This window comes from Nannocystis exedens, from assembly GCF_002343915.1.
GTDB lineage: Bacteria > Myxococcota_A > Polyangia > Nannocystales > Nannocystaceae > Nannocystis > Nannocystis exedens.
On sequence record NZ_NETK01000001.1, the window covers coordinates 9,154,097 to 9,169,482 of the forward strand.

Annotated in this window: 11 protein-coding genes and 1 pseudogene; 11 read left to right on the forward strand and 1 reads right to left on the reverse strand. The window is 73.3% G+C overall.

All coding sequences use genetic code 11. From position 1 onward, the window contains the following. Positions 1-561 precede the first annotated feature (561 nt). The 3 genes and pseudogenes from NAEX_RS35835 to NAEX_RS53335 form a co-directional block, all read left to right on the forward strand. The gene (locus NAEX_RS35835) at positions 562-2,052 is read left to right on the forward strand and encodes an alpha/beta hydrolase family protein (RefSeq protein WP_096331963.1); all 1,491 of its coding nucleotides are present in this window, start codon (positions 562-564) and stop codon (positions 2,050-2,052) included. Positions 2,053-2,172: 120 nt separating this feature from the next. Further along, positions 2,173-2,976: a hypothetical protein gene (locus NAEX_RS35840; protein WP_143140725.1), complete on the forward strand. Its 804-nt coding sequence runs from the start codon at positions 2,173-2,175 to the stop codon at positions 2,974-2,976. A 228-nt stretch (positions 2,977-3,204) separates the two neighbouring features. Further along, positions 3,205-3,611, forward strand: a pseudogene (locus NAEX_RS53335) (type 1 glutamine amidotransferase domain-containing protein); the annotation flags it as partial. A gap of 259 nt (positions 3,612-3,870) precedes the next feature. Here NAEX_RS53335 and NAEX_RS53340 read toward each other — a convergent pair. Further along, the gene (locus NAEX_RS53340) at positions 3,871-4,065 is read right to left on the reverse strand and encodes a hypothetical protein (RefSeq protein WP_096331965.1); all 195 of its coding nucleotides are present in this window, start codon (positions 4,063-4,065) and stop codon (positions 3,871-3,873) included. Between the two features lie 316 nt (positions 4,066-4,381). Between NAEX_RS53340 and NAEX_RS35850 the strand changes: the two genes are divergently transcribed. The 8 genes from NAEX_RS35850 to NAEX_RS35885 all read left to right on the forward strand — a co-directional run bounded on the left by NAEX_RS35850 (position 4,382) and on the right by NAEX_RS35885 (position 14,831). Continuing rightward, entirely contained in the window at positions 4,382-6,142 is a 1,761-nt protein-coding gene (locus tag NAEX_RS35850; RefSeq protein WP_096331966.1) for a WD40 repeat domain-containing protein, read from the forward strand. A gap of 274 nt (positions 6,143-6,416) precedes the next feature. Then, on the forward strand, positions 6,417-7,598 hold the full coding sequence (locus tag NAEX_RS35855) for an FIST signal transduction protein (RefSeq protein WP_170136287.1): 1,182 nt from the start codon (positions 6,417-6,419) through the stop codon (positions 7,596-7,598). An 8-nt stretch (positions 7,599-7,606) separates the two neighbouring features. Next, positions 7,607-8,638: an STAS domain-containing protein gene (locus tag NAEX_RS35860; protein ID WP_096331968.1), complete on the forward strand. Its 1,032-nt coding sequence runs from the start codon at positions 7,607-7,609 to the stop codon at positions 8,636-8,638. 150 nt (positions 8,639-8,788) lie between these two features. Then, entirely contained in the window at positions 8,789-9,436 is a 648-nt protein-coding gene (locus NAEX_RS35865; protein ID WP_096331969.1) for an RNA polymerase sigma factor, read from the forward strand. An 87-nt stretch (positions 9,437-9,523) separates the two neighbouring features. After that, entirely contained in the window at positions 9,524-11,491 is a 1,968-nt protein-coding gene (locus NAEX_RS35870) for a WD40 repeat domain-containing serine/threonine protein kinase (RefSeq protein ID WP_096331970.1), read from the forward strand. Beyond that, positions 11,488-12,132: a WD40 repeat domain-containing protein gene (locus NAEX_RS35875; protein ID WP_096331971.1), complete on the forward strand. Its 645-nt coding sequence runs from the start codon at positions 11,488-11,490 to the stop codon at positions 12,130-12,132. The genes NAEX_RS35870 and NAEX_RS35875 overlap by 4 nt, the downstream gene beginning before the upstream one ends. 315 nt (positions 12,133-12,447) lie before the next feature. Further along, positions 12,448-13,845 carry a DUF2403 domain-containing lipoprotein gene (locus NAEX_RS35880; RefSeq protein WP_096331972.1) on the forward strand — a complete coding sequence of 466 codons (1,398 nt, stop codon included), beginning with the start codon at positions 12,448-12,450 and terminating at the stop codon, positions 13,843-13,845. 14 nt (positions 13,846-13,859) lie between these two features. Further along, positions 13,860-14,831: a glycoside hydrolase family protein gene (locus tag NAEX_RS35885; RefSeq protein WP_143140727.1), complete on the forward strand. Its 972-nt coding sequence runs from the start codon at positions 13,860-13,862 to the stop codon at positions 14,829-14,831. Positions 14,832-15,386 lie beyond the last annotated feature (555 nt).

The following is a 15,386-nucleotide window of genomic DNA, read 5'->3' on the forward strand; positions in this document are numbered from 1 at the left end:
ACGCTTCGCGGGTCGCATCGTCGTCGCAGCGGTGCGAGGCACGTTCGCACCGCTGCAACGCGCCCCTGCGCTCCGCTCGGTCCCGCTCGACTGGCGGGCGCCGATGCGAGGCCGCCGGCACGGGGAGCTCGGCGCCGTCCTGACAGCCGTGCGAAATCCGCCCGCTGCCCCACAGCCGCCGCCGTAGGTGGCCCTGACGAGCCGCATCGCTCGGGCGCCGACCCGCCTGGCCGTGCGGCTTCTTCCTCTCGGCGGAGGGGAGGCTCCCGAGCGGCGCCCGGAGCGCTCGCAGCTCTGCGAGTCACAGTGGCAGGAATGCTACTGGCACTCGGAGTGGGCTTGAGTACGGTACTCGCCACCGCCATCACGACCGAACGATTGGCGACGGACGAGACCTGAGGCGTTCGTGCCCCCGTCTTTCGCGGGGTCTCAACGAACGGGGCGGCCTGCGGTCGCGCCGGACGTCGCCGAGCCCTTTCCCATCCTTGCGACTCTTGCCTCGCCGCGTGCGCGCGGATCGAGCGCTCTTTGCTTGAACGCATCACCGAGAAGGACATTCCCATGAAATCGATTGCATTGTTGGTACCGCCGCTCCTGCTCTCCCTCGCCTCCTGCGACAGCCCGGGCGGGACGCCCGTGTCGCCGCCGCCGGAATGGACCTGCGACGCGCAGCGCTTCGCCGGGATTGACGGCTGCGACTGCGGCTGCGGCGCGCCCGATCCGGACTGCGACGGCGCCGGCTCGGCCGACCCGGGCACCGGCGTCGACAACCCGGCCTGCGACGCCTGCGTCGACGGCGAGGGCGAAGCGCAGCCGTGCGTCAGCGTGACCGCGGCGCTCGAGGCGGCCGGCTTCATCGTCAGCCCGGCCGGCACCAGCGACGACGGCGCCGAACTCTACGACCTCACGCTCCTGCAGTCGAACGATCACCAGGATCCGAAGGCGGGCACCCACGAGCAGCACCTCACGCTGATCCACCGCGGCTTCGACCTGCCGATGAACCTGATCTCCACGGGGTACAGCAATTACCTCGGGTTCGAGGAGGACGAGCTGACGACGCTCCTCCAGGGCAACCAGCTCGTCCTGGACAAGCGCTTCCACAACGGCAACGGCGGCGACTTCGCCCACTTCACCCGCGAGCAGGTCGCGGACGACGCCCACGACGTCGTGATGCGCCTGCACGACCTGTACACGAGCGCGTGGCTCGGCTCGGGCTTCAGCAACGGCGGCGTCGACATGGTGAGCTTCCGCCAGCACTACCCCGACGACGTCGACGTCACCGTCGCCTTCGGCGCCCCGTTCATGGTGGCCGAGGACACGCGCTTCCTGGCGTTCTTCGACACGGTCGACGCCGATTGTCAGGGCCGTCTCGAGGCGATCCAGCGCGCCGTCCTCGGCACCCACCGTCCGGACGTCGAGCCCGCCGTGCTGGCCTCGGCCGCCGACGAGTTCGGCGACACTTTCGCCCGCGTCGAGCCGACGCGCGCCTTCGAGGCCGCGGCGCTCTCCTATCCGTGGCTGTTCTGGCAGTACTTCGGCACCCCCGACGACTGCGCCGCTCTGCCCGATCCGGCGACGGCGGCGGCGGAGGAGCTGACGGCGGCGTTCTTCGGCGTCACCAGCATCTTCGGCACCTACCCGATGTCCGACGCGTACCTGGCGTTCTTCGGCGCCTACTTCTACGAGGCGCAGCGGAGCAGCGGCTGGCCGGCCCTGCCGCGCGCCGAGCTCGTCGCGGAGGGCCTCATCCCCGCCGACCTCGTCGACATGGAGCGCGGGCTCGTGCCCGAGGGCGTGATCCCGCCGGAGTTCGACGCCGCCGAGAACAGCGCGCTCGCGGAGTTCGCTCGCCTCGGCAGCGGCGTCGCCTTCGTCTACTCCGATCAGGACCCGTGGGCGTCCGCTGCCGTCACTCCGGAGGCGATGAGCGGCAACGTCCGCTTCGACGTCACCGACGGCAACCACGTGGCGACGTTCTCGTCGCTCTCGGAGGCCGATCGGGCCGCGCTCTCGGCGTTCCTCGAGACGAACCTCGGCATCGAGATCCCCTGAGCGCGAGGACGGCGAGAGGCACGCTCGGGCCGCACCGGTCCGCTCCTGCGCGCCCTTCATTCGCAGCACTGGCTCGCCCGCCGTTGCCGGCGCGTCGTCGTGCGAGGTATGCTGGGCGTCGTGAACAAGAGGACAGGGGGCGCGGTTCATGCCCGCCGCAGGCCGATCGTCCGCGCGCGGCGATTGCACATGGGCGGGCTCGCCGTCGCCGAGCGCGAGGCCGTCCTGGAGCGGCTGTACTCGGTCTTCTGCACCTACTTCAGCGGGCACGACCGGGACACCTTCGCGAGCATCGCGCTGCCGACCGCCGAGACGCGGCTCGCGCTGCTCTACGCCGATGACGGCACCCTGGCCGGCTTCACCTCCAACACCATCCAGCGGCTGACGATCGACGGTCGGGTCCACGCCGCGATGGGCGGGAGCGGCTTCATCCTCCCCGCGTACAAGGGCGGGACGATGGCCGGCGCGTACACGCTCTCGGAGGCGGCGCGCTTCATGCTGCGTCATCCTCGCGTCCCCTTCGGCTTCCTCGGCGCGCTGCTGGGTCCGACGACGTACCAGCGCTTCGCTCGCAGCTTCGCGCGCGTCTACCCGCACCGCCGCCTCGGCTTTCCACCGGAGGTCGCCCGCCTCGTCCGGGAGTTCGCGCGGGCGAGGAACCTGTCGCCGGAGGGGGCGCAGCCCTGGACGGTGAACCTGGGCGTCCGACCCCTGCGCACGGCGCCGATCACTGCGGAGCGCGCCCGCGATCCGGACGTGCAGTACTTCTGCGCCGCGAACCCGGGCTACGTCGACGGCCGGGCGCTCCTCGTGTGGATCCCGCTCGACGCGGCGAACATCGCCAGCGCAGCCGGGGCGCTCGCGCGGGACGGCTTCCGGGGGGCGCTCGGGTGGCTGCCCGGCGGCGGTCCGGCGCGGGCGTGAAGCAGCACGTCGAGAGCCCTCCTCGAAAAAGCGCCTTTCCCCTCCGCGCGTGAAATCACCGGAAATACATGTCCAGAAGGACAGGTGGACATCGAGAGACGGCTGGCGCGCGAATGCACGGAGATGGCCCGAGAGACATTCGTTGCACGGGCCGAGCGGACCGCGATGAAGCCGAGGGCGCCCCTCAGCCCGGCGGGGGAGCCTCCGCGGCCGGTCGCGCGAGCGCGAGCGCGCTACGATGCGGTGTTCTTCGCCGGCGGTCACGGGGCGATGTGGAACCTGCCCCACGACGCGTCGTTCGCCGCGGTGACGACCCGGATCTACGAGGCCGGCGGGGTGGTGGCGGCGGTGTGCCACGGGCCCGCGGCCATCGTCGACGTGAAGCTGTCGGGCGGGACCTACCTGGTCGCGGGCAAGCAGGTCAGCGGATTTTTACCAACGAGGAGGAGCGCGCGGTCAAGCTCGAGAAGGTGGTGCCGTTCCTGCTGCAGGACCGGCTCACCGAGCGCGGCGGTCGCTTCGTCGGCGCGCCGATGTGGGCCGAGCAGGTCTCCGTCGACCAGCGGCTCGTCACCGGCCAGAACCCGGCGTCGGCGGCGGCGACGGCGAGGGCGGTCGGGAAACTGCTCGAGTAACGCGATTCGTGGCGCGGAGGAACGCGACCGCAGGCTGAGCCTCGTCCTCCCAGGTTCGGCCGCGGGTGCGGCGGTGCGAGTGCGTCCTTGCGTTGGCGGAGGACGAGGCGGCGTCCTGCAAATACGGCGACCCTCGGTGATGAGTCGTTCGAGGCGGCGATCGATGCCGCGCCGACGGAGGAGCGTCCGGGGGGCGGGCGGCACGGCCTCGGCGAATGCGTCGACCGCCAAGACGGCCGAGGAGCGCTCGCCGGCCGTCTCAGCGGGCGACCGCGGCTGCCCCGAAAGCCGCGCCGGCCAGGAACGCGAGGGCGTTGCTCACGGCCCAATACAGCTCGTCACTCGTCGATCCGGGGATGAAGGTGATGGCGTCCCAGGAAAACCACATGGCGGACGCCAGGACGCCGGCGGCCAGGTACAAGAACTTCCGTCGTCTCGGCTCCGTGGGTTGCATGGTTGCGAGAGCTTACCGGCCTGGCGCTGCGGCGCAAGCGACGGCGAGGGAACATTCGTCCAGGGCGCCGCGCTGCCGCGGTGTGCATCCTCGCAGGTCCGCGGACGGACTGCAGGGCCGGCACGACCTCTCGCATCGACGGCGAGGGCCGTTTCGTGGCGACATCGGGGGCTTTACGTGGTCGCCGGCGCTCGGACTCGCGCCAGGCCGCCGGCGACGGTGACGGGTCGCCGCGCTCGCGCGCGTGAGGTCGGCACGACGGCGCCCGACCCCGGAGCGTCTGCCCAGGCCCGCGGGGCCGTGCGATAAGCGAGGCATGTCCGCCACGCTCGCTGCCCTCGAGTCCGCCCTCGCTACCGGTGCCGTCGAGGCGTGGCTGGCGGAGCTGGGCGACGAGGCGGTGCGGTCGCAGGTCCGTCGCGCGCTCGAGGTCGATCGCAAGCTCTGGACGAAGTACCCCGATTCGCTGGGGAGCTGCTTGCTGGCGCGAACGTCGGGGGTCAAGGCGCTGGCGTCGCTCCACGAGGCGTGGACGGTGGAGCTCGCGGCGCGCGGGCGGCCGTGGATCCGTCCGCTGCGCCCGCTGCCGGTGGTCGACGGTCCGCTGGCCGAGCTGACCTCGGACGAGACGCTGTCGTTCGCGGGGCTGCACGTACCGCGCTTCGCGTCGGACGAAGAGTTGGTGCTCACGGCGCGGCGCTTTCACCCGAGCGTGCAGAAGCCCGAAGAGCGGCGAAACGAGCGACTGCGCTGGTTCTGGTCCGAGGGCCGCGCGGTGATCGAGCCCGACCCGGCGGTCGAGGCCTCGCCGACGTATCCGCGGATCGTGACGGACGGGTGGGGCCCGGCGTACCTGATCCGGGCGGAGGGCGCGCCGCGGGTGGCGCTGCCGTGCCCGGAGGAGGGCAGCGCGAGGGGGCAATTCTCGGCCGACGGCGCGCGCCTGATCGTATACGGGTCGCACGACGAGTACGCCGGAGGCTTCGTGTACGTCGTCCACCCCGAGACGCTGGCGGTCGAGCGCACGCTCGAGGTCGATTCGCCGGTGTCGGCGGTCGCCGAGGGAGGCGGGCGCATGGTGGTATCGACGTTCCGCAGCGGGACGATCGGGTGGGTCGACGGCCGCGAGCACGTGCTGCCGATCCACGGCGACGATGTCGCGCTGTCGCCGAGCGGCACGTACGTGGCCACGTTCGCGCGAGACCTGCAGATCTGGTCGCTGGCGGAGCTCCTGCGCCGCGAGGCGCGGCCGCCGAAGCCCGGGTTCGCGCCGTGCTTCGATCCGACCGGCTCGCGCTTGCTGTGCGACCGGGAGCTGCTCGACGGCCGCACGGGGCAGCGGATCGCGCGGCTCGATCCGGAGCTGGATCCGTACCTCGAGGGCGGGCCGCCGCAGCCGAGCCTGTACTTCGGGACACGTCTTCTGATTTGCACCCATGGCGGGCTGCAGCTGTGGGACGCGCGCACCGGGGAGCCGCTGAAGATGAAGAAGCCGCTCGGGTTCCCGCACTGGTACACGCTGGCGTACGACCGCGAGGGCTCGCGCCTGGCGGCGCTGGAGAACGGGGAGAACACGGTGGCGCTGCACGAGCTGCCGAGCGGGCGCCGTGTCGGCAGGGTGACGTTCGAGCTCGCCGGCGCGGCGGTGGCGATGGCCGAGGACGGGAGCATGCTGGCGGTGCAGCAGGGCGGGGAGGTCGAGGTCCGCACGGTGCACGGGGCGCTGGTGCGGCGCTGCGGTCGGGCGACCGAAACGAAGGGCGAGCGGCGGTGGTCCCAGCCGGCCCCGGAGTTCTCGCGCGACGGCCGGCGGGTCGCGGCGCGCGTCGACGACAAGTGGCGGATCTGGACGCTCGCGAGCGGGGAGGAGCGCGTCGAGGACAGACTCGGGGACGCCGCCGACTTCGCGTGGCCGTGGCCCGCGGGCTGGACGCTGGAGGTCGACCGGGTGTCGGTGTTCACGCACGAGGCGAGCGGCGCCCGGATCGCGCTGCCGGTGAACGGGCGATGGATGTTCAACCCGGCCGAGCCGCAGATCGCCAACTGCGACGCGCTGCTCGTGGTGCTGCAGGGCTGAGAGGGCGCGACGCGAGCTGTCCTCGGGGACATCTGCGAGGATTGTGGTCGGCGGGCCACGATTCGACATTGACGCGCGCCGTCCGCCGCGCCGGGTCGTGATGAATGGGGGGACCCTCGGGCGAAGCCGAGTTCGTAGGTCGCCGGGCGCCCCGCGAGGACGATGTAGGCCGAGGTCGACGCGGCTCGGGCGAGGCGTGATTCCGCGGACATGTCGCGGCCTGCGAATGTCTGCCGGGGACCCGGCAGTGGCCTTCTGTAGTAACATCGCCGCCATGCGGACAGCGAGTGCTCACAGTGTCGAGCGGGACACCTCGCAGGCGGCGAGGGCGGCGTACGCGGCGGTGGTCGAGGCGCTCGGGGGGCCGCCGGATTGGTTGTTCGCGCAATCGACGGAGGCGCACGCCGGCGAGGCGGTGCGCCGGGCGCTGGTCGAGCTCGGGGCGGCGGCGGTCCACGGCAGCAGCTCGTGCGGGTCGGTGATGACGGACGCGGGGGTCCACGAGGGCGGGCTGGCGCTGTTCGGCGTCCGCGATCCGGCGGGGGCGTTCGGGGTCGGGGCGGCGGAGCTGGGCGCGGACCCGCGCGCGGCGGCCGAGCAGGCGGTGACGGCGGCGATCGACGACGCCCGCCGCCCGGGTGAGGTGCCGATGCTGGTGTGGATCACGGCGGCGCCGGGCCAGGAGGAGGCGTGCATCGCCGGGATCGAGGCGGTGCTCGGCCCCGATGTGCCGATCGTCGGCGGCAGCGCGGCCGACGACGCGATCGCCGGCCGGTGGTATCAATGGACGCGGTCGGGCACGCACGCGGCCGCGGTGGCGGTGAGCGTGCTGTATCCCTCGGGGCGGGTGGTCTCGGCGTTCCAGAGCGGATACACGCCGACGCTGCGCCACGGCAAGGTGACGCGGGCGCACGAGCGGACGATCCTCGAGATCGACGGGACGCCGGCGGCCGAGGTCTACGACCGGTGGACCGGCGGCGCGCTGCCGGGGGTGCGCGCCGGGGGCAACGTGCTGGCCGAATCGACGATGTTCCCGCTGGGTCGACGGGTCGGCGGGATCGGCGAGGTGGCGTCGTATCGCCTGGCGCACCCGACGGTGGTCCGGCCCGACAAGGGGATCGAGCTGTTCGCCAGCTTCGAGGTCGGCGACGAATTGGTGCTGATGCACGGGACGTACGAGGCCCTGGCGACCCGCACGGCGCGAGTCGCCGCCGACGCGCTGACGCTCGCCGGCGTGGGCACCGAGGCAGTCGCGGGGGCGCTGGTGGTGATGTGCGCCGGCTGCATGCTGGCGGTGCGCGCCGAGCTCGAGGCGATCGCGGCCGAAGTGCGGGCGGCGCTCGGCGGGGCGCCGTTCATCGGCTGCTTCACGTTCGGCGAGCAGGGGTGCTTCGTCGGCGGCGAGAACCGCCACGGCAACCTGATGATCTCGGTCACCGCGCTGGTGCGCACATAGGAGCGGAGGTGTCGCGAGAGGACGAACTGCTGCGCGAGACGGTGGCCCACCTCGAGCAAGCGCTGCACCGCGAGCGCGAGCGCCGGCGCGAGGCCGAGGGGCTGCTGACCGGGGTCGGCGCGGCCTCGACGGCGCGCTCGCTGCCCGAGGCCGAGTCGGCGCTGCTGGAGGTGCTGGCGCCGGTGTTCGGCTACGAGGCCGGCGCAGCGCTGGTGCCCGACGCGGACGCGACGTACCGCGCGGCGACGGCGACGAACCCGGCGCTGGCTTCGGTGCGCCTGCCCGCCGGCGGGTTCATGCGGCGCGTCGAGGGCGGCGAGGTGGCGGCGGTGTTCGACGTGGGCCGCGTGCCCGACCTGCAGCCGCTGGCGGCGGTGCCGGAGGTCCGCGCGGCGCTGATGCTGCCGCTGCGCACGAGCCGCGGGACGGCCATCCTGCTGGGGGTCCACGCGCGCGCGGCCGCGTTCTCGCCGCGCCTGGTGGCGCTGGCGCGGAGCTTCTTGCGCACGGCGGGGCCGGTGCTCGAGAGCCTGGTGGCCCGCGAGCGCGAACACCTCGGCAGCGTGGCGGCGGCGCGAGCGGCCGCGCTCGAGCAGAGCAACGCGGAGCTGCAGCAGCGCGTGGAGGAGATCGAGCGCCAGCGCGCGCAGATCCTCCGGCTGTCGGCGCCGGTGCTCCGGATCTGGCGCGACGTGCTGGCCGTGCCGCTGGCCGGGACGCTCGAGGAGCAGCAGCTCTCCCACGTGTGCGAGAAGCTGCTCGAGGTGATCGTCGAGACCCGCGCCCGCGTGGCGATCCTCGACATGACCGGGCTCGAGACGATCGAGGTGGCGGCGGCGGATCGACTGCACGCGATCTTCCACGCGGTGCGGCTGCTCGGGGTGCATTGCTTCGTCAGCGGGGTCCGCCCCGCCGTGGCCGACGCGCTGGTCGAGCAGGGCACGGCCCCGCGCGCCGAGACGTTCGCGACCGTGGCCGACGCGCTGGCAGCCGCGATCCGCCGCTGCGGGCAGGGACCCGCCCGGGGGGAAGTGCCATGAATGAGTGTGATGAATCGGGCAAAGCGATGGATCGCGGCGATTGACGGCAGTGTCTCGGCGGGCGAGGAATGATCGGTGGGCGCCGGAGCCCGGCCCCGTGGTCGCGCCGGGAGGCTCGCGCGCGGACGGGGCTCGCGCTAGACTGCGCGGGTGGACGAACGGGCGCTCCTCGAGGCATGGCGCGGCGGCGACGCCGAGGCGGGGCGGCAGCTCATCACCCGCTATTACGCGGCGATCTATCGCTTCTTCTACGGCAAGGCCGAGGCGGCGGCGTGCGAGGACCTGGCGCAGGAGACGTTCGAGGTGGTGGTCCGCCGTCGCGACGCGTTCCGCGGCGACAGCCCGTTCCGCGCCTACGTCTACGGGATCGCCCGGTTCGTGCTGGTGGCGCACATCCGCCGGCGCCAGCGGCACGGCAAGCGGTTCGAGCCGGCCGAGGACAGCGCGATCGACCCGGCGACCGAAGGCTCGGTGACGGCGCTGTTCGCCGACCGCGAGCTCGAGTTCATCGTCGTCCAGGCGCTGCGATCGCTGCCGCTCGACGACCAGATCCTGGTCGAGCTCAAGGACTGGGAGGGGCTGACGCAGGCCGAGCTGGCGGCCCTGTTCGAGGCGCCGCAGCCGACGGTGGCGCGCCGGCTGCAACGCGCCCGCACGCGCCTGCGCGAGGCGGTCGAGCGCCTGGTCGCCGACCCGGCGCTGCGCGACGCCAGCGTCCACGGGCTCGACAGCTGCATGCAGAGCATCTACGGCAAGCTGCAGGCCCACCTCGGGCGGGTGCGCGCGCCCGAGCAGTGAGGCCGCCGCGACGAAAGCGACGCCGACCCGCGCGCGGCGGGGATCAGAAATCCCGGCTGCGGACACACCACCGGCGAGGAGTTCGCCATGCCCGTTCCCCACCTTGCCCCGCCCACCGAGATCGTCCGCCGCGCCCAGGACCGGCTGCTCGCCCGCGTGTCCTCGCTCGCCGAGCCGTCGGTGACGCGGACCGACGAGCCCGACCCGAGCCCCGCGCCCACGACCCTGCCGGAGGTCGCCGACGAGCAGCGCTACGTGTTCCGCGAGGCCCTGGCGGCCGGCGGGATCGGGGTGATCCGCCGCGCGGAGGACCGGCGGCTCGGGCGGGTGATCGCGGTCAAGGAGCTGCTGCGCGACAGCCCCGACGCGCAGCGACGGTTCGCGCTCGAGGCGGCGATCACGGCCCGGCTGCAGCACCCCGGGATCGTGCCGCTGTACGACCTCGGCTGGCGCGCCACCGGCGAGCCGTTCTACTGCATGAAGCTGGTCGACGGCGAGAGCCTGGACGCGAAGATCCGCCAGGCGACGACGTTGCCGCAGCGGCTGCGGCTGGTCGAGCACGTGATCGCGGTCGCCGACGCGATCGCCTACGCGCACGACCAGAAGGTGCTGCACCGCGACCTCAAGCCGGCCAACGTGCTGATCGGCCGCTTCGGCGAGACGGTGGTGATCGACTGGGGGCTGGCCAAGGACCTGACGGCGGGCGAAAATCACATGTCCGAAGGCACAGGTCCAGAAGACCATGGCGCTTCGGACATGACGCAGGCGGGCACGGTGCTCGGGACGCTGCGCTACATGCCGCCGGAGCAGGCGGCCGGCGAGGTGGTCGACGTCCGCTCGGACGTGTACGCGCTCGGGGCGATCCTCTATCACGTGCTGGCCGGGCAGCCGCCGTTCGCGGCGGTGACGGGGCCCGGCCTGGCGGCGCAGGTGCTGGCCGGCAGCCTGCCCGATCTGCGCCGGCTCGACCCGGCGATCCCGGCCGAGCTGGCGACGATCGCCCACCGGGCGATGGCCCGCGCGCCGAACGAGCGCTACCCGGACGCGGCGGCGTTCGCCGAGGACCTGCGGCGCTTCAACGCCGGCCAGATGGTGGCGGCGCACGCGTACTCGCTGCCGCAGCGGGCGCGCCTGTGGGCCCGCGAGCACCGCGTGGCAATGGCCGGGCTGCGGCTCGCGCTCGCGGCCGGCGCGGCGCTGACGTGGCTGACGGTCGAGAAGGCCCGCACCCGGGCGGAGGAGCGCGCGCGCACCGAGCAGGCCGAGCGCGAGGCGGCGGCGCAGGCCGAAAAGGCGGAGCGGATCGCGTTCGAGCGCCAGGCGGTGGTCGACGCCCAGCGGCTCCAGACGTCGATCCTGCGCGCGCAGGACATGTCCGAAGAGACCGATCGCACCGACGAGGCGCGGGCCGTCGCGCGGGCGGCGCTGGGCGAGGCGTTGCGCACCGGCGGGCCGGTCGCGGCGGCGAGCCGGGCGCTGGCGGCGGCGATGATGGCGCCGCGGGCGATCACGACGCTCGGCGCGGGCGATGGCGCGTACGTGGAGGACGCCCACTGGCTGGCGGGCGGCGAGGTGATCGCGACGCGGGTCGAGGACAGGCGCGCGCGGCTGTGGGAGGCGGCGAGCGGGCGCATGCTGGTCGAGCTCGCGGGGGTGTCCGGGCTCGACGTCGCGGTCGACGGGGCGCTCGTCACCGCGGGGGACGAGGGGCTGGTGCGCCGCGACGTCCGCACGGGGGCGGTGCTCGCGAAGCTGGGCGACGAGCGCGGGCTCGTGGCCATGTCGCCCGATCGCTCGCGCGTGGCCGCGAGCGGTGACGGCGAGGTGGTCGTGCGGGACGCGGTCAGCGGGGCGCGGGTGGCGACGCTGCCGCGCGTGGGCCATGCGGCGGCGTTCTCGCGCGACAACTCGCGCATCGTCACGGGGTCCGACGGCGACGCGTGGTTGTGGTCGCTGCCCGACGGGAAGCTGCTGGGTGAGCTGCCGACGTCGGCGCGGATGAACTCGCAGGTGGCGATCAGCGAGGACGGGACTGCCGCGATCTGCACCCGTTGAACGCGCCGCCGCTGCCGTACGGGCAGGTGCGCGGCACGCCGGCGGGGCAGATCGCGCTGCCCGCGAGCATGCAGCAGCTCGAGCTGGTGGACCCGTGGTCGCCGGAGCGGCGCGTGCGTCTCGAGGGCATGAAGAGCCCGATCCTCCACGTCGCGTTCAGCAACGACGGCTCGCAGGTGTTCGCGCACGGCTGGCGCGGCGACGCCAAGTCGTGGGACGCCCGCACGGGCGAGACGCTGGCCGAGCTGACCGGGAGCTCGACGATGATCCTGTCGGCCGTCTATTCGCCGGACGACAGCACGATCCTGACGCTCGACGAGGGCCACTCGGGGCGATTGTGGCGAGCCGACGATCTGTCGCCGCTTTTGCGCCTCGAGGGGCGGCGGAGCTGGGTCCCGCTGTCGGCCCGCTTCTCGCCGGACGGGTCGCGGATCGTCGCGGCCGATCGCAGCGGCGCGATCGGGCTGTGGGACGCGCGCGACGGCGCGTTCGCGGGGACGGTCGCGCGGCTGCAGGGCGACGCGCCGCTGCACCTGGCGTTCACGGCCGACAGTCGCGACCTGATCGTGGCCGGGTCGCCGCTCGGCGCGGCGAGGTTGCCGGCGACGGCCGAGGGCCTGCTGGCGGCCAGCGAGCCGTGAGCGCGGCGAGCCGACTCATGACATTCCCGAGACATCCATCGTCTCGGTGGCGTGCGTCGTGACCTCGTCGCGATTCGTGCCGTCGCTCGGCGGCGCGTCGAGGTTCGTGCGCGGGCCCGGATCGTGGAACCCCTGTCGGGCGGCGGCCCATGCCTGCGCACAGCTGCACGGCCTTCGGCAAGCGGGGACGAGGACGCGTCGCATCCCTCGTGGTTTGCACGGTATGCGCGGGTGATGCATTCGCGCGCGCGCGACGATTGCGATGGATGCGCCGCCCGAGGTCGCGGTAGAGTGGCCGCATTCGGGAGGTCGAGGATGCGGCGGTCAAGCTCGATTCACGCCACGCTCGCGCTCGCGTCGCTGCTGGCCTGTACGCCGGGCGGCTCGGAGCAGCCGACCGACGGCACCACCGCGGGCCCGGGCGGCTCGACGGCCACCAGCGCCGGCAGCGACGGTCCGACCGGCGGGGTGCCGTCGACGGGTGGCGAGCCCCCCACCGGGACCGCGGAGACCGACGATCCGACGGGTGGAGCGGACCCCACCGGCCAGGACCCGACCGGGGGGCCCAAGCCCGATGTCGGCAATGACCCGACCGGCGGCGGCGACGGGCTGGGGCCGGCCGAATTCGACGCCGACGAGCTCGACGCGCCGTCGCACGGCGGCACGATCACGTTCCAGCAGATCGGCGCGCCCGGCTGGTACCCGAGCCGGCGCGACCCGGCCGTCGGCCCGTGCGACGCGTACCAGAGCGACACCTGCTGCCTGGCGCAGCACGAGGTCGCCGGCGACGCGCTGACGCCGTGGGACGAGGACCTGATCCTCACGCTGCGCGGGCCGCTGCAGCTCAAGCAATTCGCGGTGTATCAGCCGGGCGGCGGCGACCAGTGGACCCTGGCCTCGAGCTGGGACGAGCGCTGGCCGGCGGACGGGCAGGGGCTGGCGTTCAAGGGCAACGCGACCGAATCGATGGGGTTTCACGGCACGGTCGGCACCGAGTGTCTGGTCAATGTCTCGACCGCGGCGCCGTTCGCCTGCGGCGAGGGCAGCGTGCCGTTCTGCCCGGCCTCCGACGATACGCAGTACGACGGCTGGGCCGGCTCGAAGCTGTTCGTGCTGCTGGCGCGCATGCCGAACGCCGAGGAGGTCGGCGAGCCGTGCTCGGACGACATGAGCGGCAACTGGTACGACGCGCCGTGGATCGGCCTGAGCCTCGGCGAGCTGGTGCGCGCGGGGGCGTTCTCGAATTGTCAGTGCTACGCCAAGAACCCCGATGAATGGTACCTCGGCGACGGGTGCGGCCAGTTCAACGTGTGGGAGGTCGTCAACGACAACAACCAGTACCAGAACTTCGGCGTGTTCAGCACCAACTTCTTCGGCTACGCCGGCTACGTCGGCGAGGGGCCGTGCGGCGCTCAGTGCGACGTGTCGCAGCTCGGGCCGGAGGTCGACCTGATCGACAAGGGCGAGAACGTCGAGGCGGCCGAGGGCGCGGTGGCGACGCCCGACCAGGGGCCGGGCGCGGCGTTCCGCCGGCCGATCGCCGGCTATCGCTATTTCCTCATCCTGATGGACACGGCGTCGCGCACGGTCCAGCTGGCGATCGTCCATCCCGAGCAGGTCCCGCCGGCGCTCGCGCCGTTGCTCCCGGCGCTGCCGGGGGCGCTCCCGCAGGCCGCGATCGCGGCGGCGCTCGGGCTGCGTCTGCCGAATTGACGGAGGACACGACGATGATGATTCGCAGGACATGGTGGCTGGGGCTGGGGCTTGCGATCGGCTGCGGCTCCACCCCGGGGGACGGCGACAGCGACGGCGGCTCGGACGCGTCGACCGCGAGCCCGGCGAGCGGGACGGAGACGGGCCCGGCGAGCGGGACGGAGACGGGACCGGCGACGCCGACGAGCACGGGCGAGGGGCCCGGCACCGATCCGGGCGACTCGACCGATTCGGGCGGGGTCGACCGCTCGTCGTGCAAGCGAGGGATCGCCTACGGCTATCATTCGCACGCCGACCTGGCCGCGCTCGCGCCGGGGGTGTCGTGGTGGTACAACTGGGCGGTCCCGCCCGACCCGGACGTCGGCGATTATCAGGCCCTGAACGTCGAGTTCGTGCCGATGCTGTGGGGCGGCGGATCGCTCGATCAGGACCCGCCGATCCCGGAGGGCGCGCGCTACCTGCTGGCGTTCAACGAGCCGAACTTCGGCGCGCAGGCCGACCTGACGCCGCAGGAGGCGGCGGCGTTGTGGCCGCAGGTCGAGGCGGTGGCGGACGCCCACGGGCTCGAGATCGTGTCGCCGGCGCTCAACTACTGCGGAGGCGACTGCAACAAGACCGACCCGTTCGAGTGGTTCGACGAGTTCTTCGCCGCCTGCCCGGGCTGCCGGGTCGACCACCTCGCGGTCCACTGGTACGCCTGCACGCGCGACGCCCTCACCTGGTACATCGGCGAGATGAAGAAGTACGAGCGGCCGATCTGGCTGACCGAGTTCTCGTGCCTCGACGCCGAGGACAAGTCGGTCGCGGTGCAGAAGCAATACATGCAGGAGGCGCTCGAGTACCTCGAGGCCGAGCCGTCGGTGGCCCGCTACGCGTGGTTCAGCGGGCGCTGGGAGGCGACCCCGACGGTCGACCTGCTCGGCGAATCGGGTGCGCTGACGGAGCTCGGCCAGCAGTACGTCAGCGCGCCGGCGAGCTGCCCCTGAACGACCACGGGCTCGACGGCAAGGCGTACGGGTTCCCGTACGACGACGTCGGCTCGTACTCGACGTACATCTCGCACGAGGACCCGGAGTACATGCTGGTCGCCCTCGGCTGGTGACGCGCAGGCGGCCTCGCGGCGACCGGGTCGCACCGGCGCCGCGGCGGGGCGACGCGCCGCCCCTGTCGTCAGCAGCGAACGTGATGTCTCGAGGGACATGTGTAACGCGGGCGCCGAGCGCGGCGCCGCGGTCGCGGAGAGGCTCCTCGCGGGGGTCGGCGGCCGCGCGGATCGGGTGCATCGGGCGAGCGCGCGGCCGGGGGCCGTGACGACCGCGGCGCGTCGCGGTCAGGTCCGCTTGCGTCGGCGTCGGACTCGAGCTCCTTGCGAGGTCGCGCCGGCCACGTGGCGCGGACCGAGCCGGCGCGGCGGAGGCTCCGCGAGCTCGTGGTGCGCGGAGGCCCGCGGGCGTGCGGGCGGAGGCCGCGGCCCATCGGTCCGGCCCTCCCCGGCGCGGGTGGTCGCTTGCGCGTTATCGCGCCATAGACGGGCCCCGAGG